This is a genomic window from Staphylococcus nepalensis (assembly GCF_014635045.1).
GTDB lineage: Bacteria > Bacillota > Bacilli > Staphylococcales > Staphylococcaceae > Staphylococcus > Staphylococcus nepalensis.
On record NZ_BMCF01000022.1, the window covers coordinates 1 to 1,431 of the forward strand.

At 49.9% G+C, this 1,431-nt stretch carries 1 rRNA gene; it reads left to right on the top strand.

Features of this window, described 5'->3' with window-relative positions:
• Positions 1–1,361: ribosomal RNA gene (locus IEU88_RS13585) — 23S ribosomal RNA — on the top strand; the annotation flags it as partial.
• Positions 1,362–1,431 lie beyond the last annotated feature (70 nt).

Here is a 1,431-nt window from a genome sequence, read left to right on the forward strand (position 1 = left end):
TGTGATGGGGAGAGGAAATTGTTTCCTCGAGTCGTTGATTTCACACTGCCGAGAAAAGCCTCTAGCTAGATTTATGGTGCCCGTACCGCAAACCGACACAGGTAGTCAAGATGAGAATTCTAAGGTGAGCGAGCGAACTCTCGTTAAGGAACTCGGCAAAATGACCCCGTAACTTCGGGAGAAGGGGTGCTCTTTAGGGTTAACGCCCAGGAGAGCCGCAGTGAATAGGCCCAAGCGACTGTTTATCAAAAACACAGGTCTCTGCTAAACCGTAAGGTGATGTATAGGGGCTGACGCCTGCCCGGTGCTGGAAGGTTAAGAGGAGTGGTTAGCTTCTGCGAAGCTACGAATCGAAGCCCCAGTAAACGGCGGCCGTAACTATAACGGTCCTAAGGTAGCGAAATTCCTTGTCGGGTAAGTTCCGACCCGCACGAAAGGCGTAACGATTTGGGCACTGTCTCAACGAGAGACTCGGTGAAATCATAGTACCTGTGAAGATGCAGGTTACCCGCGACAGGACGGAAAGACCCCGTGGAGCTTTACTGTAGTCTGATATTGAAATTCGGTACAGCTTGTACAGGATAGGTAGGAGCCTTAGATACGTGAGCGCTAGCTTACGTGGAGGCGCTGGTGGGATACTACCCTCGCTGTATTGGATTTCTAACCCGCACCATTTATCATGGTGGGAGACAGTGTCAGATGGACAGTTTGACTGGGGCGGTCGCCTCCTAAAGAGTAACGGAGGCGCTCAAAGGTTTCCTCAGAATGGTTGGAAATCATTCATAGAGTGTAAAGGCACAAGGAAGCTTGACTGCGAGACTTACAAGTCGAGCAGGGTCGAAAGACGGACTTAGTGATCCGGTGGTTCCGCATGGAAGGGCCATCGCTCAACGGATAAAAGCTACCCCGGGGATAACAGGCTTATCTCCCCCAAGAGTTCACATCGACGGGGAGGTTTGGCACCTCGATGTCGGCTCATCGCATCCTGGGGCTGTAGTCGGTCCCAAGGGTTGGGCTGTTCGCCCATTAAAGCGGTACGCGAGCTGGGTTCAGAACGTCGTGAGACAGTTCGGTCCCTATCCGTCGTGGGCGTAGGAAATTTGAGAGGAGCTGTCCTTAGTACGAGAGGACCGGGATGGACATACCTCTGGTGTACCAGTTGTCGTGCCAACGGCATCGCTGGGTAGCTATGTATGGACGGGATAAGTGCTGAAAGCATCTAAGCATGAAGCCCCCCTCAAGATGAGATTTCCCAACTTCGGTTATAAGATCCCTCAAAGATGATGAGGTTAATAGGTTCGAGGTGGAAGCATAGCGATATGTGGAGCTGACGAATACTAATCGATCGAAGACTTAATCAAATTTAAATGTTTTGTTTGTAGAACTAAAATTTACTTACTATCTAGTTTTGAATGTATAATGATTTATACA